The organism is Photobacterium sp. GB-36 (assembly GCF_003026135.1).
GTDB lineage: Bacteria > Pseudomonadota > Gammaproteobacteria > Enterobacterales > Vibrionaceae > Photobacterium.
In genome coordinates, this window is sequence record NZ_PYNY01000005.1 from 158,690 (window position 1) to 181,041 (window position 22,352).

Here is a 22,352-nt window from a genome sequence, read left to right on the forward strand (position 1 = left end):
TAACGACAATTTAAGGCAAAAGCAGTCGATAAATCCTGATTATCGTTAAATACGATAACCGTTAACAACGCGATTTCTATGCTAGATGCGGCTTTGCTAAGTATTCATGGCTTTGCATTTCGATTAAACGTGAACAACATCGCTTAAATTCAAAGGTTAATCGTCCTTGTTGATAAAGTTGCTCAAGAGGTACTGCCGCAGAAATAATCAAAGTGACATTACGCTCATAAAACTCATCAACCATGGCAATAAAGCGCCGTGCAGCATCGTCTTCCTGCTCTGTAATTTGCGGTACTTCCGATAAAATAACCGTATGATAGATTTGTGCTATTTCCATGTAATCATTTTGACTACGTGACGTTTGGCATAATTGATTAAAACTGAACTGCACGACACCATCCGCCTCTCGCTGTACCATCAATTGCCGCGCATTAATTGTGATCATTGTTTGCTGATTACGAGGCTCTGAGGTTAACTGTTCGAAATAACGTTTTAAATTCTCTGTTGCACATTCATCTAATGGGTAATGATAAATCTCAGCTTGTTCTAACGTTCGCAAGCGATAATCAATCCCAGCATCAACATTCACTATCTCACAATGCTGTTCTATCAATGCGATAGCTGGTAAAAATCTCGCACGTTGCAAACCATTTCGATATAACTCTGATGGTGGAATATTCGATGTTGCGACTAAACTAATTCCTCGCTTAAATAACGCTTCAAGCAAGGTACCTAAAATCATTGCATCGGTAATATCAGAAACAAAAAACTCATCAAAACAAATAATATCTGTTTCTTGTTTAAATTTATCAGCAACGTGTTCCAGTGGATTTTCAACACCATCTAATGTTTTTAATTCTTGATGCACGCGATGCATAAAGCGATGAAAGTGCATCCGCGTTTTACGTTCCAATGGTAAACAGTCATAAAAAGTATCAACAAGATAAGTTTTCCCTCGTCCTACCCCGCCCCAAAAATATAATCCTTTCACTGGCACAATATCTGCTTGAGTTGAATTAGATTTAAAATAACGTTGGATGAAAGACAGTTTAGGCTCAGGTTTAGGCGCTATTATACGATGATATAAATTATCAAGATGGGAAACGGCATTGGCTTGTGCTGGATCTGCAAAAAAATCCGTTTTCTGTAAATCTTGTTGATATTTTTCTAGTGGCGTCATTCTAACCTTACCTGTTACATCCGTGAGTTATCTCTAATTATGAGAGGCAGAGCCACTTCATGACTCTTACATCATATTTATTGAGTATCATGTCGCTTAACCTCACGGTATAGTAACGTGACAGCCATCGTTGATAAACATTGATACACGAATATTCGTATAAGTCACAAGGAGTTTATTCATGACCATGACTTGGGCCATTATTATATTTTTAGCAGGGATCTTAGTTGGTGCTCTTGCCGTTCGTCTAACAAACAAAAGTGTAAAACAGCAAAAAACACTCAAAAAAGAGCTTGATAAGTCAAAGTACGAGCTCGAACAGTTCCGCCAAGAACTCGTTGATCATTTTGCTCGCAGTGCTGATTTACTCGACAATGTTGCTAAAGATTACAGCAAACTTTATGAGCATATGGCGAAGACTTCTACCGAGTTAATGCCAAACCTTCCAGCACAAGATAATCCTTTTGCAAAACGCATCACGAGTTTAGAAACGGTGAAAGACGGGCCAAAAGAAGATGAGAGTGTTGAGCAAGCACCGCGCGATTATGCCAATGGCGCGACGGGATTATTTAACGGTGAAAACACCGCAGTAACAGAAGAAGAAAAAGCTCAACTACATGCCGAGCCAAAAGCGAGTTAACTGTCACATTTATTCACTTTCACTTGTTGTTTATTCGTAATAAGAGTGAGTGAAAGTGAACTTTGACTTCTTTTTATAGGTCTTAATTTTACTTGTAAACTGGAGCTCAATAATGATTAAAAAGCCTTTTCTTGTTCTTACTGCGTTAGCATTAGGTATCAGTTCTGCTCTTACCCCAGTAACTGCAACTGCAACTGCAACTGCAGCATTACCCACCTCTGTTAATAACCAACCTATACCAAGCCTTGCACCAATGTTGGAGCAAGTCACCCCCGCGGTTGTGAGTATTGCTGTTGAAGGTAAGCATGTTTCTAAGCAGCGTTTACCTGAATCTTTCCGTTATTTTTTTGGTCCAGACTTTCCTTCAGAGCAAGTCCAAGAGCGTCCATTTAGAGGTTTAGGCTCTGGGGTTATTGTTGATGCAAAGAAAGGCTATATCGTCACTAACCATCATGTTATTGATGGCGCAGATGAAATCAGTGTCCAACTTTCTGATGGACGCGAAATCGATGCCAAACTTATTGGTAGTGATGGCATGTCCGATATTGCATTACTACAGATAGACAAACCTGAAAACTTAACGGAAGTAAAACTGGCGAACTCCGATAAGTTACGTGTCGGTGATTTTGCTATCGCAATTGGTAACCCATTTGGTTTAGGTCAAACGGTAACATCAGGAATTGTCTCGGCACTGGGTCGTAGTGGCTTAAATGTCGAAAACTTTGAAAACTTTATTCAAACCGATGCTGCTATCAACAGTGGTAACTCAGGCGGTGCATTAGTTAATCTCAATGGTGAGTTAATTGGTATTAACACCGCAATTTTAGGCCCTAACGGTGGTAATGTCGGTATTGGCTTTGCTATTCCCTCCAATATGGTGAAAAGCTTAACTGATCAACTCTTAGAATTTGGTCAAGTAAAACGCGGGATTTTGGGGATTCAAGGTGGAGAATTAACCGCAGAGCTTGCTAAAACCTTCGGGTATTCAACGAACCACGGTGCATTTGTTAACCAAGTCATGCCCGACTCTTCTGCTGAAAAAGCAGGGCTGAAAGCGGGGGATATCATTACCGAAGTGAACGGCAACCCAATCCGTACCTTTAGTGAGTTACGAGCGAAAATAGCGACAATGGGCGCAGGCAAGGCACTCACTTTGGGTATTATTCGCGACGGTAAAAAGCAAACCGTTAATGTGACCTTAAAAGCGGCGAGTGAAAACAAAGTGAAGGCTGATAATCTCCACCCTAGCCTAGCCGGTGCTGAATTTACCAATACGGTTGCTGGCGATAAAGTCAAAGGGGTTAAGGTATCAAAGCTTGATGAGCGATCTATCGCTGCACGTTATGGGCTAAAAAAAGGTGACATTATTATTGGCCTTAACCGTAATAAGATAAATAACCTCGGTGAACTTCGTAAAGCACTTGAAGCAAAACCTGATGTGCTTGCGATGGAGGTCAAGCGTGGAAACAACGTCCTGTACCTGATCATTAGGTAATAATACGTTTATCATTAACCTTCAAATAAAGTCAGGGTGAAACAGCGCTCTGACTTTATTATTGGTCTCTCTAAGTATGAATGGTATTCTTCTTGCCACTCACTCTCTTTATTACTTTAAGGACTCTTGATGTTGGCTTTTCTTGGTCGTTCTATTTTGCTCGGCCTTATCACAGCATGTGTTGTACTTGTTGCTGTACCAAGTTTGCGCCCATCATCACCGGTGTCTTTACCCCAATTAGACGATGCGCCCGCCCCTTTATCATTTAACTACGCCGTTAAACGCGCTTCGCCTGCGGTGGTGAATATTTATAACCGTCGCTATGAAAATAATGAATCACGACCAGAGCCAGAGTTAATCACCCAAGGATTAGGATCGGGGGTGATCATGAGTGATAAAGGCTATATCGTGACGAACTATCACGTTGTCGCCAATGCGGATCAAGTCATTGTCGCACTGCAAGATGGCCGTATATTAAACGCACAACTGATTGGCTTAGATCAATTAACCGATCTCGCGGTTTTGAAAATTAATGCTGATAATTTACCCGTGATCCCAGTTAATCCAGACTACAAAGCGACAGTCGGTGATGTCGTTCTTGCCATAGGTAATCCCTATAATCTAGGTCAAACAACAACCTTTGGTATTATTTCAGCAACAGGGCGTTCAGGCATGAGCTTTTATGGCCCACAAGATTTTCTCCAAACAGATGCCGCGATTAACCGTGGTAACTCAGGTGGGGCATTAGTCAATACCCGTGGAGAGCTCGTTGGTATTAATACCGCTTCTTTCCAACAAGCAACGAATATTGAAACCTACGGTATTTCATTTGCTATCCCTTACCAACTAACCATCAAAATTATGAATAAGCTGATCGCTGATGGGCGTGTTATCCGTGGTTGGATTGGTATTCAAGGGCGTGAGATTAACCCTGTTATGGCAAGACTGTATGATGCCAATCAGGTAAATGGCATTATCGTAGAAGGTATGGATCCTAACGGCCCGGCGTCAAAAGCTGGCTTTCAAAAAAATGATATCGTGGTCGAGATTGCAGGTAAACAAGTCACGAATGTACAAAGCGTTAGAGATATTGTTACTGATATCCGCCCAGGTACGCATGTGAATGTAAAAATTCTACGTGATGGTAAACCCATGATCATTCCAGTAACGGTGGCTAATCGCCCGGCCTCTGAGAATAAACCGATGCGATAATTACACATAACAAATATAAAAAAACGCCTCACATGTGAGGCGTTTTTTTGTTTAGACATTTCTTATTTAAAAATAAGACATCTTAGATACGTTCGATGTTCATACCTAATGCGCTAAACTTCTGCTCGATAAACTCGTAACCACGGTCGATATGGTAAATACGATCAACAATCGTCTCACCTTTCGCAATGCTACCTGCAATCACAAGGCTTGCTGATGCACGTAAATCTGTTGCCATCACTTGAGCACCGCTTAAGCCTGCAGTATCACCACAAATAACAGTGTTACCTTCAATCTCAGCATGAGCACCCATACGAATTAACTCAGGAATATGCATGAAACGGTTTTCAAAAATCGTTTCAGTAATAATACCTGTGCCTTTGGCAATGAGGTTCAGTAGTGAGAATTGCGCTTGCATGTCTGTTGGGAAACCTGGATGTGGCGCGGTACGGATATTGACCGCTTTAAGCTCACGTCCTGTCATGTCAAGGCTGATCCAGTCTTCACCCGTTTCAACCAAAGCGCCTGCTTCTTCAAGCTTTGCTAATACCGCTTCCATTAATTCAGGCTTGGTATTACGACACATAATCTTGCCACCAGAAACAGCAGCAGCAACAAGGAAAGTTCCCGTTTCAATACGGTCAGCAACCACTTCGTGGTAACCACCACCAAGACGCTCAACGCCTTCAATGGTAATGGTTGCAGTACCTGCACCTGAAATTTTTGCGCCAAGTGCATTTAAAAATGCAGCTGTATCTTCAATTTCAGGCTCACGTGCTGCATTTTCAATAACCGTTGTGCCTTCAGCTAATGTTGCTGCTGACATAATCGTTACTGTTGCACCAACACTGACTTTATCCATCACGATATGTGCGCCCTTCAGGCGACCATCAACACTCGCTTTCACGTAGCCTTCATCAAGCGTGATTGTTGCGCCTAATTGCTCTAAACCTACAATATGAAGATCAACAGGGCGCGCGCCTATCGCACAACCGCCAGGTAGTGAAACCTGACCTTGACCAAAACGAGCAACCAATGGGCCAAGTGCCCAGATAGAAGCACGCATCGTTTTCACTAAATCGTAAGGAGCACAAAACTCATTCACATCACTTGCATCGATATGAACTGAGCCATTACGTGATACTTTTACGCCTAAACGAGAAAGTAGTTCCATTGTCGTATCGATATCACGTAATTTTGGAACATTTGCAATTTCTACAGGCTCTTCAGCAAGCAAAGCGGCGAATAAAATCGGCAATGCTGCATTCTTAGCGCCAGAAATTGACACTTCACCGCTTAGTGGACCACCGCCCTGAATACGAAACTTCTGCATCGTTTACCTCGTTATAACGACATTAGCTTTTTATCACGCATCCATTCTTCAGGTGTATACGTTTTGATACTTAATGCGTGAATGTCGTTTGCTGCAATTCGATCCATTAACGGACCATAAATAGTTTGTTGTTTTTTCACTCGGCTCATGCCGTCAAAAATCGTACTCACTGCAATAACTTCGTAGTGACTACCTTCACCTTTAACAATCACTTCATCAAGATCTAAGGCGTTTTCTAAAATTTGTTTAATCTCGGAGATTTCCACAAGCTATCCTCTCTAAAGCTCACTGCATGCTAGCGGCTAAAATGGGTTCAACATGGCTCAAGCGTAACAATGTTTTTAGCTGCTCGGGCACATTAAGCAGGGTGAAGTCACATCCTGCGCTGCTTAATTGCTGGTGAAGATGCAATAACATCACCATGCCAGCTGAGTCGACTCGACTCAAACCACCTAGATCGAGCAAGACCTTGTTTGAATCAGGTACCCACTCGTTTCTACGTCGCCAAAAAGCTGGCACTGTGTCACGTTCTAAACAACCTGACAAGCAATATTGGTCATTACCGAGAGCTTGCCATTTGATCCTATCCTCAGACATGATCATTTTTTCTCGATCTGAATTGGCTTAGCAGCAAGATCGCGTAGGTTTTGCGTTACCGCATCGATTCCCTTCGTGCGAAGCTCACCACTCCACTCACTTTGCTTAGTCGAAATCATACTGACTCCTTCAGCAACCATGTCAAATCCTTGCCATTCTTTTGTCTTTTTATTTAAACGAAGCTTAAAATCAAGACGAATAGGTGGGCGTTGATTATCGACAATATCAACGCGTACTGACACGATACTACGATCTGCGGGAACCGCTTTGGCAGGCTCAATCTGAATTTTCTGATCAGTATACTGCGTTAACACCTGAGCATAAGATGCCACTAAATATTCAGTGAACGCTTCCGTGAATGCATCACGCTGCTCTGCGGTAGTTTTCTTTAAATTTGAACCCAACACTTTATAAGCGGCATAACGTGTATTGATATAAGGCAATAGCTCTTTTTTAACAATAATACGTAACTCTTCTGGATTGGCTTGGATCTTCGGCTGCTCTGCTTTTAAGGTTTTAAATAACTGAACAGAAACTTTATCCATCATCGTGTATGGATTGGTCTGATCGATTGTTGCAGCCTGCACCAACATCGGTAGGGCAAGAAAAGCCAGCATTAGGCATCGTAAAAATTTCATTGGTGCTCCTAGTCTTTTTTGTCACCGCCAATGCTATATAGCACTTGGCCTATCATATCTTCTAATACTAACGCAGATTTCGTGTCTTCAATAAGATCGCCGTTATGTAGCATCTCGACATCGTCATCAACGAACCCAGGGGAAATACCTAAATACTGCTCACCTAAAAGGCCAGATGTTAAAATTGAAGCCGAGCTCGTTTCAGGGAAATAACCAAATTTTTTGTTAATCGATAACGTAACCATCGGAATATAGGTTTCTTTATCAAGGTTAATAGCTGTCACTTCACCGACGGTTACACCACCGACCTTCACGGGAGAGCGGACTTTTAAACCACCGATATTATCGAAATGGGCTTTTAATGTGTAACTTTCATTACTACCAAAGCTTTGTAGGTTAGCAACTTTGAAAGCTAATACTAATAATGCTGCAATTCCGGCTAACATAAAAATGCCAACCCACAGTTCTAAACGTTTATTTTGTTGCATGCTTTTATCCATTTAATTTGTTTTGTCACACTAAGACCATGTTGGTTTCTTTACGAATTAGCTACCAAACATCAGTGCAGTCAAAATAAAATCTAAGCCCAATACCGCCAGTGATGAATTCACCACTGTTCGTGTCGTTGCTCGGCTGATCCCTTCAGAAGTAGGAACGGCATCATAACCATTAAATACCGCAATCCAGGTTACCGTTATAGCAAAAGCAACAGCCTTAATAATGCTGTTCCCTATGTCATAACTAAAGTTCACTGACGATTGCATGACCGACCAGAAACTACCGTAATCAATCCCTTTCCAATCAACGCCAACAATTTGCGCCCCCCATAAACCTACAACACTAAACATCAGTGCTAATAATGGCATTGAGATAACACCAGCCCAAAAACGTGGTGCAATCACTCGACGCAGCGGATCAACCGCCATCATTTCCATACTTGAAAGCTGTTCAGTGGCTTTCATTAAACCTATTTCAGCGGTAAGTGCAGATCCTGCTCGCCCAGCAAACAACAGTGCTGTCACTACCGGACCTAATTCGCGTAGTAAAGACAATGCAACCATTTGTCCTAAGCTCGTTTCGGCACCAAAGTCAGCCAGTACAAGGTAACCTTGTAAACTCAGCACCATGCCGATAAACAAACCTGAAACAAGAATAATCGCTATTGATAAAACACCAACTGAATACAGTTGCTTTATTAATAACGGAAACATTTTTCTTGGCTGAGGCTTACTCACCAATGCGCCAAACAACATTAACGTTGCTCGGCCCATTGTTTGGCATTTTTCAATACCACTTCGCCCTAAATCAGCTATCGCATCAACAATCATTTTTTGCTCGTAATCCATCGAATAACAGATGCGCATGACACGCATCGTGAATAACGCTTAACCAAATAAATCTTGCTCTAATGGCTGCGCTGGAAACTTAAAAGGAACGGGGCCATCAGCATCTCCGTCTAAGAACTGACGTACGCGAGGATCTGGATTTTCTCGTAATTCTTGAGGGCTACCACTGCCAATAATTTTACCACCTGATAGTAAGTAAACATGATCAGCGATACTCATCACTTCGGGTACATCATGAGAAACGACGACTGATGTCATACCTAATGCTTTATTGAGACTACTGATTAATTGAACTAACACGCCCATCGTAATGGGATCTTGTCCGACAAAAGGTTCGTCATACATCATTAATTCAGGATCAAGAGCAATGGCACGAGCTAAGGCCGCTCGACGTGCCATACCGCCAGATAACTCATTCGGCATCAATTGCGCCGCACCACGTAACCCTACTGCTTCTAATTTCAGTAACACTAAACTACGCAATAAATCGTCAGGTAAATCGGTATGTTCCCGCAACGGAAATGCAATATTGTCGAAAACGTTCATATCAGTAAAAAGCGCGCCCGATTGAAACAACATACTCATTCGTTTACGAGCTTGATATAAATCACTGCGTTTTAAGGTTGGGATATTCCACTCATCAAACCATACTTCGCCGTTATCTGGCACAATTTGACCACCAATTAAACGGAGTAATGTTGTTTTACCTATGCCCGAAGGTCCCATAATTGCGGTTACTTTTCCTCGTGGCACATCAAGGGAAATATCATCAAAAATGAATCGTTCTCCACGAGAAAATGTTAGGTTTTTAATCGAAATCAGTATATCGCTTTTAGCCATTGCTTCGTATTCGCCTCTAATTACTGGTAATTTCTCATGAAAAACACTAATTATTATTAAAAATCAATACATTATGGCTTAGCCACAGGAAAAATCATATTTATCGCGTGAAAACCATTATAGCTAAGGATAATAAGGAGAATAAAACATCAACTCAAGTTAGTCGGTTCATATCTCATCTATTGTTACAGTGTTAAGGCGTATTGCTGTTATTTTAAACGCCAACTACTTGGATAACGATTCTTATTAACCTTTTCTTGTATTATTTTAACTTAACAATTGAACGCTATTCAAATACTTGTATCATCCCTAAAAATAGCAAGGCTTTACAATCCATCATGATAAATTCATCGTGATTGTTATTTTCCCTCATAAATGTTCACAATAGAGAGAATTAGTCATTTGTTATACTTCCCTTTTGCTTTGCTAACCGTCAAAATTACGGCCTAATATCAAAAGCGATTCAACGCTAGATTTACTGTACTCGTTTTTAACGTGCCATTTTTAAAAGGGATTAGAATGCTCGAAGCCATTGTATTGCTCTGTGTAGGGTTAGTGTTATTAGTATGGAGTGCCGATCGATTAGTATATGGCGCTGCAGCACTGGCTAAAAATTTTGGTGTTGCGCCACTTGTTATCGGTATGACAATACTGGCAATGGGCTCTTCGGCACCCGAAATGATGGTTTCAGCGACCGCAGCACTTGCAGGTAAAACCGATACAGCAGTAGGTAATGTGCTTGGCTCTAATATCGCCAATATTGCTCTGATTTTAGGTATAACGGCAATGTTGAAGCCACTATCAATCAGTTCAACCATTATTCGCCGTGAATTACCGCTAATGTTAGGCGTGACCGTTATTGCTGGCCTCTTACTGTGGGATAATTATTTAGGCCGAATGGAAGGCGCTTTTCTTGCCGTGCTTTTTGTCCTGTTTTTACTTGCGATGTTAAAAATCAGCAAGTCGAGCAAAAACGATCCTCTTGCTGAAGAGCAAGAAGCTGAGATCCCAACCGGCGTTAAAAACTCATCCGCTATTATCTGGGTCTTTATTGGTTTAGGTTTACTGCTTTACTCATCTGATATGGTAGTAGAGTCAGCCGTAGTTATTGCTAAACACTACGGCATGAGTGACTTAGTGATTGGTTTAACGATCATTGCTGTTGGTACCAGTTTGCCTGAGCTTGCCGCTTCTATCGCGAGTATTTACAAGGGTGAAGATGATATGGCGGTAGGTAATATCATCGGCTCCAATGTCTTTAATATTTTAGCAGTAATGGGTATACCTGGGCTGCTAAACCCATCAGTATTAAGTCCTCTTGCGATGGGGCGTGATTTTTATGTCATGCTCGGACTGTCTGTATTGTTATTATTAATGGCATTAGGTAAACGTCGTCGAATCAATCGTGTTGAAGGCGGTCTTTTGGTACTGTGCTTTATTGCTTACCAAGCTTACCTATTCTTAAATATTTCCGCATAATGGAGAATAATCAGATGTCTCGCTCCTTTGACTTTTCTAGTCATGGCAAAAAAGTGCTGGATATTGAAATTCAAGCATTACAAAACATCAGCCGATATATTAATGATAGCTTTAATAAAGCCTGTCAGCTGGTACTCGATTGCCAAGGCAAAGTCATTGTGATGGGAATGGGTAAATCGGGTCATATTGGTAGAAAACTAGCAGCAACACTGGCGAGTACCGGTACACCTGCCTTTTTCGTACATCCTGGTGAAGCAAGCCATGGTGATTTAGGCATGATCAAACAAGAAGATGTTGTGATCGCAATTTCTAACTCTGGCGAAGCAGCTGAAATTTTAGCGTTACTGCCTGTTATTAAACGATTGGGAATTCCCATGATCAGCATGACAGGCAAGCCAACGTCCAGTATGGCAAAAATGGCCGTTATCAACTTACAGATCACTGTAGATAAAGAAGCTTGCCCATTAAATCTAGCACCAACCTCAAGTACGACAGCAACACTTGTGATGGGTGATGCATTAGCAATTTCAGTTATGGAAGCACGTGGATTTACGGCAGATGATTTTGCTTTGTCTCATCCAGGAGGAGCACTTGGACGAAAATTATTAATGCGTATCGCGGATGTCATGCATACCGGTAAAATGCTGCCTATTATTGAAGAAACAGCCAGCATTAAAGATGCCTTGCTAGAAATCTCAAAAAAAGGCTTAGGCATGACGGCTATCGTTAATAATAAGCAACAACTTAGCGGGATATTTACCGATGGTGATTTACGCCGTTTACTCGATAACCATATTGATATCCACAATACGAGTATCGGTGATGTGATGTCTTGTAACCCGCAAACCATTTCTCCTCAACTGCTCGCAGCTGAAGGGTTAAAAATAATGGAAGATCGTAAAATCAATGGGTTGCTTGTGACTGAAAACGCTCAACTGGTTGGTGCATTAAACATGCATGATTTATTAAAAGCAGGCGTGATGTAGTAGCATACTCAGTATAACGCGTAACGAATTAGAACAATGAAACATGATAAAGGCTTAAGTCTATGACTTTAAAAAGGCTACTCTATGTACTTCTGGTAATATTTTGTGCATGGTTAGGCTACAACCAACTTGAACAACAGTGGCAACAAGATCATCAAGTAAAACCTGATGATGAAAAGCCAATGTTCATTGGTAACGATATCAGTAATACAACCTTTGACCCCACAGGTATTCGTAGTTATCAAATCGATTCAGATCATCTTGAATACTTTGAAAAAAGTGGTGAGACCGATTTTGTAAAACCTGTATTGTGGGTATTTAAGGAAGGTAAGAATGCAGAATGGCGGATCAGCTCCAATACCGCTATCTTAGATAAAAATAAGGTACTGAATCTTCATGGCAATGTTCGTATGTTTAACTTATTACCCGATTCAGATATCCAAGTGATCAAAACAGATAACTTGCAATTGAATATTGAAACTCAAGATTTTAATACTCAAGACCATGTCATGATTATAGGCCCCGCCTTCCAAAACCAAGGTGAAGGTATGACGGGTAATATGAAACGTAAAGTCGCTAAACTCTTAAAAAATGTGAAAAGTAGATATGAACCGACTGAAAACTAGTGCTCTACTATGCTTATTGTGTGTTAGCACATCGTCTTGGGCATTAAAAAGTGATACTAAACAACCGATTAATATCAGCTCGAATAGCCAAGAACTTGATGTAAAAAATAACATTGCAACCTTTACTGGCAATGTAAGATTACGTCAGGGCACAATTGATATTCATGCTGATAAAGTTGTTGTAACACGCCCAAATAGCAACGCCAAAGAGCAAACTATTGTTGCTTATGGTAACCCTGCCACCTTCCATCAAATTATGGATGATGGTAAGCCTATTGATGGCGAAGCATTAAAAATGCGCTATGACACAAAAACAGAATTTTTGAAAATGACGGATCACGCGGTCTTAATACAAGATGGCAGTGAAATCAAAGGTAATGTCATCACTTATAAGATCGATGAACAACGTTTGGTTGCAAAAAGTGGCGACAAAGAGCGCGTAACTACCGTCATCCAACCAAATCAATTGAACAATAACAAGAAATAAACAGTATCTATGGCTATTCTAAAAGCAGAACACCTCGCAAAAAGCTATAACGGACGTAAAGTTGTTTCTGATGTTAGCCTTGAGGTTGAATCTGGAAAAATCGTCGGTCTATTAGGACCTAACGGGGCAGGTAAAACGACATCGTTTTATATGATTGTAGGTTTAGTTGCACGAGATGAAGGTGTGATCACCATTGATGGTGACGATATCAGCCTACAGCCCATGCATAACCGTTCACGTATGGGTATCGGTTATTTACCTCAAGAAGCATCGATTTTCCGCCGCTTAAGCGTTTATGATAACTTGATGGCGGTACTCCAGACGCGCAAAGAATTAACGAAAGAAGAGCGCCAAGACAAAGCAGAAGATTTATTGGATGAGTTTAACATCCAGCATATCCGTAACAGTCTTGGCCAATCATTATCAGGTGGTGAGCGACGCCGTGTTGAAATTGCACGAGCATTAGCCGCAAACCCTAAATTTATTTTACTTGATGAGCCATTTGCTGGTGTTGACCCCATCTCTGTGATCGACATCAAAAAGATCATTGAACATTTACGTGATCGTGGGCTTGGCGTCTTAATAACAGACCATAATGTAAGGGAAACACTTGATGTCTGTGAGCATGCGTATATCGTAAGTCAAGGACAGTTAATCGCTAACGGTACACCTGAGCATGTTCTCAACGATGAGCATGTTAAGCGCGTGTACTTAGGTGACCAATTCCGCTTATAACACATTACATAGGTCTGCTATTGAAGAAAAAGCCACAGCATAAAAATAATAACGACAAGGTATATCTACGTTAATGAAAACTTCGCTCCAGCTTAAGCTAGGCCAACAACTGGCCATGACGCCGCAGCTACAGCAAGCTATTCGCCTGCTGCAGTTATCTACTTTGGATCTCCAACAGGAAATTCAAGAAGCCCTAGATGGAAATCCATTGCTAGAGCTGGAAGAAAATGAAGATCTTTCGACAAACGATGATAAAGCTGCGACAGAATCTTCAACAGACGATGCCTCTGACAATATTGATGATATTGAAAGCTTTGACACCGCCGATGTTATCGATACCAATGAAATGCCAGAAGAACTCCCCGTCGATACGACTTGGGATGATGTTTATAGCGCAGGAACAGGCAGTACGGGCATTGCACTTGACGATGATATTCCTGCCTATCAAGGGGAAACCACGGAATCGTTACAAGACTACCTAATGTGGCAAGTTCAGCTAACCCCATTTAGTGAAACTGATCTTGCCATTGCAACAGCTATCATTGATGCTGTTGATGAAAAAGGATATTTATCCTGCTCTGCAGAAGATATTCTAGAGAGTTTTGATGATGATGAACTTGAGCTAGATGAAGTTGAAGCGGTATTAAAACGCGTACAACAATTTGACCCTCTCGGTGTCGCTTCTCGTAATTTGCAAGAATGCTTGTTATTGCAACTGGCTACCTACCCAAAAGAGACCCAGTGGCTCACTGAAGCCAAAATGCTACTGTCTGATCATATTGCTCTTTTAGGCAATCGTGATTATCGACAACTGATGCGTGAAACCAAACTAAAAGAAGCCGATTTAAAAGCCGTAATGGCGTTGATCCATTCGCTCGATCCGCGTCCAGGCAATCGTGTTATTCATTCAGACACCGAATATGTGGTACCAGATGTCTCTGTGTTTAAAGATCACGGCAAATGGGTAGTCACTATCAACCCTGACAGCGTGCCACGTATTAAAGTCAATGAACAATATGCAGCATTAAGCAAAAATACCCGTAATAGTGCAGATAGCCAATTTATTCGTACTCATCTGCAAGATGCTAAATGGCTGATCAAAAGTTTAGAAAGTCGAAATGAAACATTACTCAAAGTTGCTCGCTGCATTGTCGAACATCAGCAAGACTTCTTTGAATATGGCGAAGAAGCGATGAAACCCATGGTATTAAATGACATCGCCCTTGCCGTAGAAATGCATGAATCCACCATATCTCGAGTCACAACGCAAAAATATATGCATACACCTCGAGGTATTTTTGAATTGAAATACTTCTTCTCAAGTCATGTCAGTACGGATAATGGTGGCGAATGTTCGTCTACTGCCATCCGCGCACTGGTGAAGAAACTTGTTGCAGCAGAAAACCAAGCGAAGCCATTAAGTGACAGCAAAATTGCGACACTACTAGCCGAGCAAGGCATTATGGTAGCAAGGCGGACTATCGCTAAGTACCGTGAATCCTTAGGTATTCCGCCGTCGAACCAGCGAAAACGTCTGATCTAGATTAACAGGTCAGATCCAACAAAAGGAAGATGTCTATGCAAATCAATATTACAGGGCACCATGTTGATGTAACCGATTCTCTTCGTGAATATGTCACGACCAAGTTTGAAAAACTTGAGCGCTTCTTCGATAAAATAAACAATGTCCAAGTAATACTTAATGTTGAAAAGCTTCAACAGATCGCTGAAGCTACACTACATATTAACGCAGGGGAAATCCACGCAAAAGCGGATTCTGAAAATATGTATGCTGCGATTGATGAATTGACTGATAAACTCGTCCGTCAATTAAACAAACACAAAGATAAGCTCAACAGCCACTAACTATGCAACTTAGTCATGTATTGAGCCTGGACTGCACTAAAAGTGCAGTCCCTTGCTCCAGCAAAAAACGCGCGCTAGAACTCATTAGTGAGATAGCTGCCGCTCATCTCGATCAAAACCCACAGCCACTATTCGAATGTATGCTCAATCGTGAAAAGATGGGGACTACAGGTATTGGTAATGGTATTGCGATCCCTCATGGACGTATCAGTAATAGCGATCAAGCCATTGCCGTACTGATTCAATGCCAAGAACCGATTGATTTTGACGCAATTGATAATCAGCCCGTTGATCTTCTGTTTGCGCTGTTTGTACCAGAAGAGCAATGTAAAGAGCATTTAAAAACACTTGCAAGCATGGCTGAAAAGCTAGGTAACAAGCAAGTATGTAAACAACTGCGTCATGCAACTAGCGATCAAGAGCTGTATCATATCCTTACCGATGAATCGTGAGCTTTTACTCCATATCCCAATTACCGAGGTAAATAAACCATGATGTTAATGGTTGTAAGTGGCCGTTCTGGTTCAGGAAAATCTGTCGCCTTGCGTGTGCTTGAAGATCTCGGCTATTACTGTGTCGATAATCTACCGGTTACTCTACTGCCGCAATTTGTCAAAGACATTGCCCATACTGAGCAAGATATAGCAGTCAGTATTGATGTACGTAACATGCCTCAGCAGCCAGGTGAAATACAGCGTATTCTCAAATCACTTGAGAACGATGTTGATGTTAACGTTGTTTTTCTCGATGCTGATGATAAAGAGTTAGTTAAACGTTATAGCGAAACTCGTCGCTTACATCCTTTATCTCGGCAAAATATGACTCTAGAGCAAGCGATTACCTCTGAAAGTGCCATATTAGGTGATTTAAAAGAGCACGCTGATTTAGTTATCGATACCACAAATAAATCCATTCATGATTTAAGTGAAACCGTTCGTGCTCGCGTATTAGGTCGAGAAGCAAAAGAGCTGATTCTTGTTTTTGAATCATTTGGCTTTAAGCATGGTTTACCTTCAGATGCCGATTATGTATTTGATGTTCGCTTTTTACCCAACCCTCATTGGGTACCTGAACTCAAACCCCAAACAGGGCTAGATCAAGAAGTAAAAGATTTTCTTTCCAGCCAAAGTGAAGTGAATCAACTTAATTACCAAATTCGTAATTTCATAGAAAGTTGGCTCCCAATGCTTGAAAAAAACAACCGCAGCTATGTCACGGTAGCCATTGGTTGTACTGGCGGCCAACATCGTTCTGTCTATATTGCGCAATCTCTTGCTGACTACTTTGAACACCACGGTCAACAAGTCCAAGTTCGTCACCGCACATTAGAAGAAAAACAATGACTGTCCAACGCGAATTATTTATTAAAAACCGACTCGGCTTACACGCACGCGCGGCAATTAAACTGGTTGAACTAGCACAAAGCTTTACCGCAGTGATCACCGTGAGTAATGCTGATGTATCAGCCACTGCTGACAGTGTCATGGGGCTTTTAATGCTTGATTCTGCGCAAGGACAAAAAATCATGGTAAGTGCTGAAGGTTTAGACGAAGTCTCAGCACTTAACGCTATTTCCGCTTTAATTGAAGCCGGGTTTGATGAAGAAAATTAAACATTACGTTTAAGACTCAATGCTACTCACTTTTCAATTACACTTTAAATGATTTTCTCATGTGTCATTGACAACTAAATCTGAAATTCTGCTTTAATTATCGCTATTATTAATAACTCTGTAGGCAACTGGTGATAACTTTCCGTTAAATAACCGAGTAATTGTGTATGTGATATATGTGAGAAGGATAAATCTGCTCATTATACGTAAAACATGTGAGACAAAAGCTAGGTGATTACGTTAAAATTCAACTTATTGCGCCATCAAAATATAAGTGGGCCTAATACCTATGGCGGATGTATTAGAACAAGATCAAACCCATCAACGACTCCAAGAAGTTAATACTGCATTAGAAAATGGCATGTTTGTCCATGTTCGCCGACTCCTTCAAGAAATGGAGCCGGAAGATATTGCACATCTGTTGGAAGCCTCTCCTCCGAAAGAACGTCAAGTACTATGGCAACTGACCGATCCTGAAGAGCAAGGTGAAATCCTTGATGAACTATCTGAAGATGTAAAAGATGGTATCGTCTCGCAAATGGAGCCAGAGAAACTGGCTGCTGTGACCGAGGGGATGGAAAGCGATGATGTCGCTTATGTACTGCGTAGTCTTCCTGATGAACGTTATCAAGAAGTACTGGCGCAAATGGATAGCACTGACCGTCATCGTATCGAGAAAGCGCTCGCGTACCCTGAAGATACTGCTGGCGGTATGATGAGTACCGACTTCATCACCATTCGTGGTGATGTTACCGCTGATGTTGTCTTACGTTATTTGCGTATGCGAGGCGAGTTACCTGAAGCGACAGATGCTTTATATGTCGTTGATAGCAACGAAACCTTAATAGGCCATTTATCTCTTGCTACACTAATTACGACACAGCCTGATATTGAAATCAAAGATGTGATGGAAGATGCAGATGAAGCCATTCCTGTCGATATGCCTGACAGTGAAATCGCCAATTTGTTTGAACGTCGTAACTGGGTTTCAGCACCTGTTGTCGATCAAAATAATCTATTACTTGGTCGTATTACTATCGATGACGTGGTCGATCTCATTCGTGAAGAAGCCGAACACTCAATGATGAGTATGGCGGGTATGGACGATGACGAAGATACCTTTGCGCCAGTTTTAAAATCAGCCAAAAGTCGTAGTATTTGGTTAGGTGTTAACGTATTAACAGCACTCGCTGCAGCCTCTGTTTCCAACATGTTTGAAAACACTTTACAACAGATGGCTACTGTTGCTGTATTGATGACTATCGTTCCCTCAATGGGTGGCGTTGCTGGTAACCAAACCGTTGCTCTGGTTATTCGTGGTTTAGCTGTCGGTCACATCGGTGATACCAACACCCGCTGGCTACTAAGTAAAGAGGCCCGTGTTGGTTTAATCAATGGCTTTATATGGGCGTTAATTATCGGTGCGGTTGTCGTTGTTTGGAAAGGCAGTTTAATGCTAGGTGCTATTATGGCCGGCGCAATGCTTGCTAACTTATTTGTTGCCGGTGTTGCGGGTGTATTGATCCCGATTGGATTGAAAAAACTCAAGATCGATCCAGCATTAGCTGGCGGTATGGCATTAACGACATGTACTGATATTGTCGGTTTAATGGTATTCCTTGGTCTTGCGACTATCTTCATTACCCCCTAAAAATAGCCCTTTCCTGTAATATGAATAAATAAAAAAAGCCCGAATCATGTTGATTCGGGCTTTTCGTTTTAATCAATTTAGCAAAAATTACTCACCAGCAATCTTCATTGAATCTAATAACATCGAGCCAGTTAAGATCTGACTGCGAGTTTCAGTATCATTACCAATAGCAACGATATTCTGCATCATATCTTTTAAATTACCGGCAATCGTAATTTCAGACACTGGATATTGAATTTGACCATTCTCAACCCAGAAACCCGCTGCACCACGCGAGTAATCACCCGTTACGATATTCACGCCTTGACCCATTAGCTCTGTGACCAATAAACCTCGATCCATCTTCTTCAGCATTTGCTCAAAAGACTCACCGGTCGATTTCACCATCCAGTTATGGATACCACCCGCATGACCTGTTGGCTGCATATTCATTTTACGGGCAGCGTAGCTGGTCAATAAGTAAGTTTGTAGCACACCGTCGGTAATGATTTCACGGTCATAAGTGGCTAAACCTTCGCTATCAAACGGGGTACTCGCCATACCACGTAAAATATGTGGACGCTCGCTAATACCTAACCACTCAGGGAAAATTTGCTCACCTAACTTATCAACCAAGAAAGAAGATTTACGGTACAGATTAGCACCACTGATCCCCATCACTAAGTGACCAAACAAGCCTGTGGCAATATCCGCTGCAAACATCACAGGCGCTTCACGGGTTGTCAGTTTCTGCGCATCAACACGCCCCACTGTACGCTCAGCTGCATGGCGACCCACACGCTCTGGTGTCCACATCTCAGAGGCTAAACGTGAAGTGGTGTAGCTGTAATCTCGCTCCATCTCACCATTTTTACCTTCCGCTATCACACAACAACTGATGCTGTGACGACTTGAGGCATAACTTGCCAACATGCCGTGGCTGTTTCCATAAACACGGACACCGTAATGGCTATCATAGCTTGCGCCATCACTTTGTTTAATTCGAGGATCATAAGCTAATGCGGCTTCTTCTGCAGCAATAGCAATCGCGGCTGCGCGATCGGGCTCTGGCTCATCTGGATGGAATAAATCCAAATCAGGAATATCACGTGCCATTAATTCTTTCGGACCTGGCCCTGCAAAAGGATCTTCTGAAGTGTAATTAGCAATATCCAGTGCGGCTGCTACTGTCTGAGCAATTGCTGATTCACTTAAATCAGAAGTTGATGCGCTGCCTTTGCGATTTCCGCGATAAACAGTGATCCCTAATGCGCCATCACTATTAAATTCAACATTCTCAACATCACACATACGTGTAGAGACACTGATCCCTGTTGTTTTGTTAATGGCTACTTCGGCGGCATCCGCTTGTTTACCGGCGACTTCCAGTGCTTTCGCAACCGCAGCTTCCAGTTCAACACGCTGCTGGGCTACCTGTTCTCTTACGTCCATACAATCACTTAAGGTTAGAGTTTTGCTTATTGGTTATAGAATAATGTAATTTACGCCCAAAATCGTTATTAAACTGATAAAATAGAGCTATTGATAGTGTTAGTGAGCCCATTATGAGCCGTAAAAACAAGAAAGCCCCTTGGGATGAAGAAGAAGAAATCATCTGGGTAAGTAAATCCGAGATGAAACGCGACATGGATGCGCTACAAAAAATTGGTGAAGAGTTAGTTGAATTAACACCTAATGCACTCGCTAAGATGCCTCTTGATGACGAAATGATGGATGCAATTAAAGACGCTCAGCGCTTTAATAAAGAAGCACGTCGTCGTCAACTTCAATATATCGGTAAGCAAATGCGCTTTATCGACATTGAACCAATCCAAGCGGCACTCGATAAATTACGTAATAAGCACTCTCAGCATACTGTTGCGCTGAAAAAGCTTGAGCTAAAACGGGATAAGTTAATCGAAAATGGCGATAGCATGATCAATGCTATCTTAGTCGATCACCCAGATGCTGATCGCCAACATTTACGCCAGCTTGTTCGCCAAGCAACAAAAGAAAAATCACAAGAGAAGCCAGGTAAGGCTTACCGTGAAATTTTCCAATACTTAAAATCTTTATACCTAGCAGACTAAGTGATCACTCACCTCTTTTCGTTGTGATAAAGTAAAAATAAAAAAAGCCAGCAGGAATTATTCATGCTGGCTTTTTCTTTATCAAATAGACGTGCGAGAAGATTTACTCAGTGCCGCCTACTGTCATTGAATCAATTTTCAGGGTTGGCTGACCAACACCCACAGGTACACTTTGTCCCGCTTTACCACACACACCCACACCACGGTCGATATCTAAGTCATTACCAACCATAGAAACTTGCTGCATCGCTTCAATACCGCTACCAATTAAAGTTGCGCCTTTAATTGGACGAGTGATCTTACCGTTTTCAATTAAGTAAGCTTCTGATGCAGAGAATACAAATTTCCCCGATGTGATATCAACCTGACCACCACCGAAGTTAGGGGCGTAGATGCCTTTCTTCACGCTGGAAATAATTTCTTCCGGTGTATGCTCACCTGGCAGCATGTAAGTGTTTGTCATGCGAGGCATAGGTAAATGCGCATATGACTCACGACGACCATTACCAGTAGGCGCTACGCCCATTAGACGTGCGTTAAGCTTATCTTGCATGTAGCCTTTTAGCTTACCGCCTTCCACCAGCACATTGTATTGTGAAGGTGTGCCTTCATCATCAATGTTAATAGAGCCACGACGATCAACCAGTGTACCGTCATCGACAATGGTACATAACGGTGATGTGACTTGCTCACCTAACTGACCAGAGAACATCGATGAACCTTTACGGTTAAAGTCGCCTTCAAGGCCATGGCCGACAGCTTCGTGTAACAACACGCCAGGCCAACCAGCTCCTAAAACCACCGGCATGGTACCTGCAGGGGCTGCCTCTGCTTCTAGGTTAATCAATGCTTGGCGGATAGCTTCATCAGCAAAATACAATGCTTGGCTTTTACCATCGGTTTCAGTTAAGAACATTTCATAACCGTAACGACCACCGCCACCCGCACTACCACGCTCACGTTTATCGCCTTTTTCAACCAGAACACTGATAGATAAACGAACAAGCGGGCGAATATCTGCCGCATAAGTGCCATCAAGCGCGGCAACTAACACCTCTTCATAGACACCATTGATGCTAACCGACACTTCCGTGACTAATGGCTCTTTAGTACGAATATAACGATCAATTTCTTCCAGTAATGCAATTTTTTGGAATTTATCAAGACTGCCTAATGGATTAATAGGGGCATAAATACCTGATGGTGTTAGTGGGCTGAAAGTTTGTACTTTGCCACTTCCCCCTTGGCGCACAATACCACGTGCCGCTTTGGCACTTTGCGTTAATGCCAATAGGTTTATTTGATCAGAATATGCAAAACCTGTTTTCTCGCCAGCAACCGCACGTACACCTACACCACGATCGATATTAAACGAACCATCTTTAATAATACTGTCTTCCAGTACTAACGACTCATGCCAGCAAGATTGGAAATAAATATCGGCATAATCCACATCTCTTGCTGCAATTAGCCCAAGGATATTATGCAGTTCATCACGGCCAAGACCTGATTGGTCTAGCATGGTATTTTCTACGGTGTTAAGGGTCATTAATTTGCTCT

Annotated in this window: 25 protein-coding genes; 15 read left to right on the forward strand and 10 right to left on the reverse strand. The window is 41.8% G+C overall.

Annotated features, from left to right (window positions below; all coding sequences use genetic code 11):
• Positions 1–76: 76 nt before the first annotated feature.
• Positions 77–1,180, reverse strand: a complete 1,104-nt coding sequence (gene zapE, locus C9J46_RS07030; protein ID WP_107246318.1) for a cell division protein ZapE — start codon at positions 1,178–1,180, stop codon at positions 77–79.
• Positions 1,181–1,361: 181 nt separating this feature from the next.
• Here zapE and zapG point away from each other — a divergent pair, with 181 nt between their 5' ends.
• The 3 genes from zapG to degS all read left to right on the forward strand — a co-directional run bounded on the left by zapG (position 1,362) and on the right by degS (position 4,527).
• The gene (gene zapG, locus C9J46_RS07035) at positions 1,362–1,820 is read left to right on the forward strand and encodes a Z-ring associated protein ZapG (RefSeq protein ID WP_107206539.1); all 459 of its coding nucleotides are present in this window, start codon (positions 1,362–1,364) and stop codon (positions 1,818–1,820) included.
• Positions 1,821–1,932: 112 nt separating this feature from the next.
• On the forward strand, positions 1,933–3,315 hold the full coding sequence (locus C9J46_RS07040) for a Do family serine endopeptidase (RefSeq protein WP_107290698.1): 1,383 nt from the start codon (positions 1,933–1,935) through the stop codon (positions 3,313–3,315).
• 129 nt (positions 3,316–3,444) lie between these two features.
• Entirely contained in the window at positions 3,445–4,527 is a 1,083-nt protein-coding gene (gene degS / locus C9J46_RS07045) for an outer membrane-stress sensor serine endopeptidase DegS (protein ID WP_107206537.1), read from the forward strand.
• 82 nt (positions 4,528–4,609) lie between these two features.
• Here the strand turns inward: degS and murA are convergent, their stop codons facing one another.
• From murA to mlaF, 7 genes are read right to left on the reverse strand one after another with little or no spacing between them, the layout of a single operon-like run.
• Positions 4,610–5,860 carry a UDP-N-acetylglucosamine 1-carboxyvinyltransferase gene (gene murA, locus C9J46_RS07050; protein WP_105061019.1) on the reverse strand — a complete coding sequence of 417 codons (1,251 nt, stop codon included), beginning with the start codon at positions 5,858–5,860 and terminating at the stop codon, positions 4,610–4,612.
• Positions 5,861–5,871: 11 nt separating this feature from the next.
• Complete coding sequence (ibaG, locus tag C9J46_RS07055) at positions 5,872–6,126, reverse strand: BolA family iron metabolism protein IbaG (protein ID WP_005371165.1); 255 nt, start codon at positions 6,124–6,126, stop codon at positions 5,872–5,874.
• A 19-nt stretch (positions 6,127–6,145) separates the two neighbouring features.
• A complete protein-coding gene (locus tag C9J46_RS07060; protein WP_199187038.1) occupies positions 6,146–6,463 on the reverse strand; it encodes a lipid asymmetry maintenance protein MlaB in 318 nt (105 codons plus the stop codon).
• Positions 6,460–7,095, reverse strand: coding sequence for a phospholipid-binding protein MlaC (mlaC, locus tag C9J46_RS07065; RefSeq protein WP_107206536.1), 636 nt, complete (start codon positions 7,093–7,095; stop codon positions 6,460–6,462). Before mlaC ends, C9J46_RS07060 begins: the two co-directional genes overlap by 4 nt.
• A gap of 8 nt (positions 7,096–7,103) precedes the next feature.
• Positions 7,104–7,583 (reverse strand): outer membrane lipid asymmetry maintenance protein MlaD, encoded by a 480-nt coding sequence (mlaD, locus tag C9J46_RS07070; protein WP_005371156.1) that lies wholly within the window; start codon positions 7,581–7,583, stop codon positions 7,104–7,106.
• Positions 7,584–7,640: 57 nt separating this feature from the next.
• Positions 7,641–8,423 carry a lipid asymmetry maintenance ABC transporter permease subunit MlaE gene (mlaE, locus tag C9J46_RS07075; RefSeq protein WP_107206646.1) on the reverse strand — a complete coding sequence of 261 codons (783 nt, stop codon included), beginning with the start codon at positions 8,421–8,423 and terminating at the stop codon, positions 7,641–7,643.
• A 57-nt stretch (positions 8,424–8,480) separates the two neighbouring features.
• Positions 8,481–9,281: a phospholipid ABC transporter ATP-binding protein MlaF gene (gene mlaF / locus C9J46_RS07080; RefSeq protein WP_107206535.1), complete on the reverse strand. Its 801-nt coding sequence runs from the start codon at positions 9,279–9,281 to the stop codon at positions 8,481–8,483.
• 519 nt (positions 9,282–9,800) lie between these two features.
• Between mlaF and C9J46_RS07085 the strand changes: the two genes are divergently transcribed.
• From C9J46_RS07085 to mgtE, 11 genes are all read left to right on the forward strand, one after another.
• A complete protein-coding gene (locus C9J46_RS07085; protein ID WP_107206534.1) occupies positions 9,801–10,760 on the forward strand; it encodes a calcium/sodium antiporter in 960 nt (319 codons plus the stop codon).
• Between the two features lie 14 nt (positions 10,761–10,774).
• Positions 10,775–11,746, forward strand: coding sequence for a KpsF/GutQ family sugar-phosphate isomerase (locus tag C9J46_RS07090; protein ID WP_107206533.1), 972 nt, complete (start codon positions 10,775–10,777; stop codon positions 11,744–11,746).
• A 62-nt stretch (positions 11,747–11,808) separates the two neighbouring features.
• Positions 11,809–12,372 carry an LPS export ABC transporter periplasmic protein LptC gene (lptC, locus tag C9J46_RS07095; protein WP_107206532.1) on the forward strand — a complete coding sequence of 188 codons (564 nt, stop codon included), beginning with the start codon at positions 11,809–11,811 and terminating at the stop codon, positions 12,370–12,372.
• The gene (gene lptA, locus C9J46_RS07100) at positions 12,353–12,859 is read left to right on the forward strand and encodes a lipopolysaccharide transport periplasmic protein LptA (protein WP_107206531.1); all 507 of its coding nucleotides are present in this window, start codon (positions 12,353–12,355) and stop codon (positions 12,857–12,859) included. Before lptC ends, lptA begins: the two co-directional genes overlap by 20 nt.
• Before the next feature lie 9 nt (positions 12,860–12,868).
• Positions 12,869–13,594 carry an LPS export ABC transporter ATP-binding protein gene (lptB, locus tag C9J46_RS07105; protein ID WP_005371141.1) on the forward strand — a complete coding sequence of 242 codons (726 nt, stop codon included), beginning with the start codon at positions 12,869–12,871 and terminating at the stop codon, positions 13,592–13,594.
• Between the two features lie 73 nt (positions 13,595–13,667).
• A complete protein-coding gene (locus tag C9J46_RS07110; RefSeq protein ID WP_107206530.1) occupies positions 13,668–15,137 on the forward strand; it encodes an RNA polymerase factor sigma-54 in 1,470 nt (489 codons plus the stop codon).
• A 35-nt stretch (positions 15,138–15,172) separates the two neighbouring features.
• The gene (gene hpf / locus C9J46_RS07115) at positions 15,173–15,460 is read left to right on the forward strand and encodes a ribosome hibernation promoting factor (RefSeq protein ID WP_005371137.1); all 288 of its coding nucleotides are present in this window, start codon (positions 15,173–15,175) and stop codon (positions 15,458–15,460) included.
• Between the two features lie 2 nt (positions 15,461–15,462).
• Entirely contained in the window at positions 15,463–15,912 is a 450-nt protein-coding gene (gene ptsN / locus C9J46_RS07120; RefSeq protein ID WP_107206529.1) for a PTS IIA-like nitrogen regulatory protein PtsN, read from the forward strand.
• A gap of 39 nt (positions 15,913–15,951) precedes the next feature.
• Positions 15,952–16,803, forward strand: a complete 852-nt coding sequence (rapZ, locus tag C9J46_RS07125; RefSeq protein WP_107260235.1) for an RNase adapter RapZ — start codon at positions 15,952–15,954, stop codon at positions 16,801–16,803.
• Positions 16,800–17,072 carry an HPr family phosphocarrier protein gene (locus C9J46_RS07130; protein ID WP_107206527.1) on the forward strand — a complete coding sequence of 91 codons (273 nt, stop codon included), beginning with the start codon at positions 16,800–16,802 and terminating at the stop codon, positions 17,070–17,072. The genes rapZ and C9J46_RS07130 overlap by 4 nt, the downstream gene beginning before the upstream one ends.
• A gap of 289 nt (positions 17,073–17,361) precedes the next feature.
• Positions 17,362–18,723 carry a magnesium transporter gene (gene mgtE / locus C9J46_RS07135; protein ID WP_107206526.1) on the forward strand — a complete coding sequence of 454 codons (1,362 nt, stop codon included), beginning with the start codon at positions 17,362–17,364 and terminating at the stop codon, positions 18,721–18,723.
• Positions 18,724–18,810: 87 nt separating this feature from the next.
• Here mgtE and pmbA read toward each other — a convergent pair whose 3' ends face one another.
• On the reverse strand, positions 18,811–20,154 hold the full coding sequence (gene pmbA, locus C9J46_RS07140; RefSeq protein ID WP_105061026.1) for a metalloprotease PmbA: 1,344 nt from the start codon (positions 20,152–20,154) through the stop codon (positions 18,811–18,813).
• A 113-nt stretch (positions 20,155–20,267) separates the two neighbouring features.
• On the opposite strand from pmbA, the gene yjgA reads away from it, so the two are divergent.
• Positions 20,268–20,792: a ribosome biogenesis factor YjgA gene (gene yjgA, locus C9J46_RS07145; protein ID WP_107290699.1), complete on the forward strand. Its 525-nt coding sequence runs from the start codon at positions 20,268–20,270 to the stop codon at positions 20,790–20,792.
• A 103-nt stretch (positions 20,793–20,895) separates the two neighbouring features.
• Here the strand turns inward: yjgA and tldD are convergent, their stop codons facing one another.
• A complete protein-coding gene (gene tldD, locus C9J46_RS07150) occupies positions 20,896–22,341 on the reverse strand; it encodes a metalloprotease TldD (RefSeq protein ID WP_107206524.1) in 1,446 nt (481 codons plus the stop codon).
• Positions 22,342–22,352 lie beyond the last annotated feature (11 nt).

Coding starts and splice junctions, on each gene's coding strand:
- mlaD (WP_005371156.1), bottom strand. CDS start 7,583: ATGCAACAAAATAAACGTTTAGAACTGTGGGTTGGCATTTTTATGTTA.
- mgtE (WP_107206526.1), top strand. CDS start 17,362: ATGGCGGATGTATTAGAACAAGATCAAACCCATCAACGACTCCAAGAA.
- zapG (WP_107206539.1), top strand. CDS start 1,362: ATGACCATGACTTGGGCCATTATTATATTTTTAGCAGGGATCTTAGTT.
- mlaF (WP_107206535.1), bottom strand. CDS start 9,281: ATGGCTAAAAGCGATATACTGATTTCGATTAAAAACCTAACATTTTCT.
- degS (WP_107206537.1), top strand. CDS start 3,445: ATGTTGGCTTTTCTTGGTCGTTCTATTTTGCTCGGCCTTATCACAGCA.
- yjgA (WP_107290699.1), top strand. CDS start 20,268: ATGAGCCGTAAAAACAAGAAAGCCCCTTGGGATGAAGAAGAAGAAATC.
- C9J46_RS07060 (WP_199187038.1), bottom strand. CDS start 6,463: ATGATCATGTCTGAGGATAGGATCAAATGGCAAGCTCTCGGTAATGAC.
- C9J46_RS07040 (WP_107290698.1), top strand. CDS start 1,933: ATGATTAAAAAGCCTTTTCTTGTTCTTACTGCGTTAGCATTAGGTATC.
- lptC (WP_107206532.1), top strand. CDS start 11,809: ATGACTTTAAAAAGGCTACTCTATGTACTTCTGGTAATATTTTGTGCA.
- C9J46_RS07110 (WP_107206530.1), top strand. CDS start 13,668: ATGAAAACTTCGCTCCAGCTTAAGCTAGGCCAACAACTGGCCATGACG.
- C9J46_RS07085 (WP_107206534.1), top strand. CDS start 9,801: ATGCTCGAAGCCATTGTATTGCTCTGTGTAGGGTTAGTGTTATTAGTA.
- lptB (WP_005371141.1), top strand. CDS start 12,869: ATGGCTATTCTAAAAGCAGAACACCTCGCAAAAAGCTATAACGGACGT.
- C9J46_RS07090 (WP_107206533.1), top strand. CDS start 10,775: ATGTCTCGCTCCTTTGACTTTTCTAGTCATGGCAAAAAAGTGCTGGAT.
- murA (WP_105061019.1), bottom strand. CDS start 5,860: ATGCAGAAGTTTCGTATTCAGGGCGGTGGTCCACTAAGCGGTGAAGTG.
- pmbA (WP_105061026.1), bottom strand. CDS start 20,154: ATGGACGTAAGAGAACAGGTAGCCCAGCAGCGTGTTGAACTGGAAGCT.
- lptA (WP_107206531.1), top strand. CDS start 12,353: ATGAACCGACTGAAAACTAGTGCTCTACTATGCTTATTGTGTGTTAGC.
- zapE (WP_107246318.1), bottom strand. CDS start 1,180: ATGACGCCACTAGAAAAATATCAACAAGATTTACAGAAAACGGATTTT.
- ptsN (WP_107206529.1), top strand. CDS start 15,463: ATGCAACTTAGTCATGTATTGAGCCTGGACTGCACTAAAAGTGCAGTC.
- mlaC (WP_107206536.1), bottom strand. CDS start 7,095: ATGAAATTTTTACGATGCCTAATGCTGGCTTTTCTTGCCCTACCGATG.
- tldD (WP_107206524.1), bottom strand. CDS start 22,341: ATGACCCTTAACACCGTAGAAAATACCATGCTAGACCAATCAGGTCTT.
- rapZ (WP_107260235.1), top strand. CDS start 15,952: ATGATGTTAATGGTTGTAAGTGGCCGTTCTGGTTCAGGAAAATCTGTC.
- mlaE (WP_107206646.1), bottom strand. CDS start 8,423: ATGATTGTTGATGCGATAGCTGATTTAGGGCGAAGTGGTATTGAAAAA.
- hpf (WP_005371137.1), top strand. CDS start 15,173: ATGCAAATCAATATTACAGGGCACCATGTTGATGTAACCGATTCTCTT.
- C9J46_RS07130 (WP_107206527.1), top strand. CDS start 16,800: ATGACTGTCCAACGCGAATTATTTATTAAAAACCGACTCGGCTTACAC.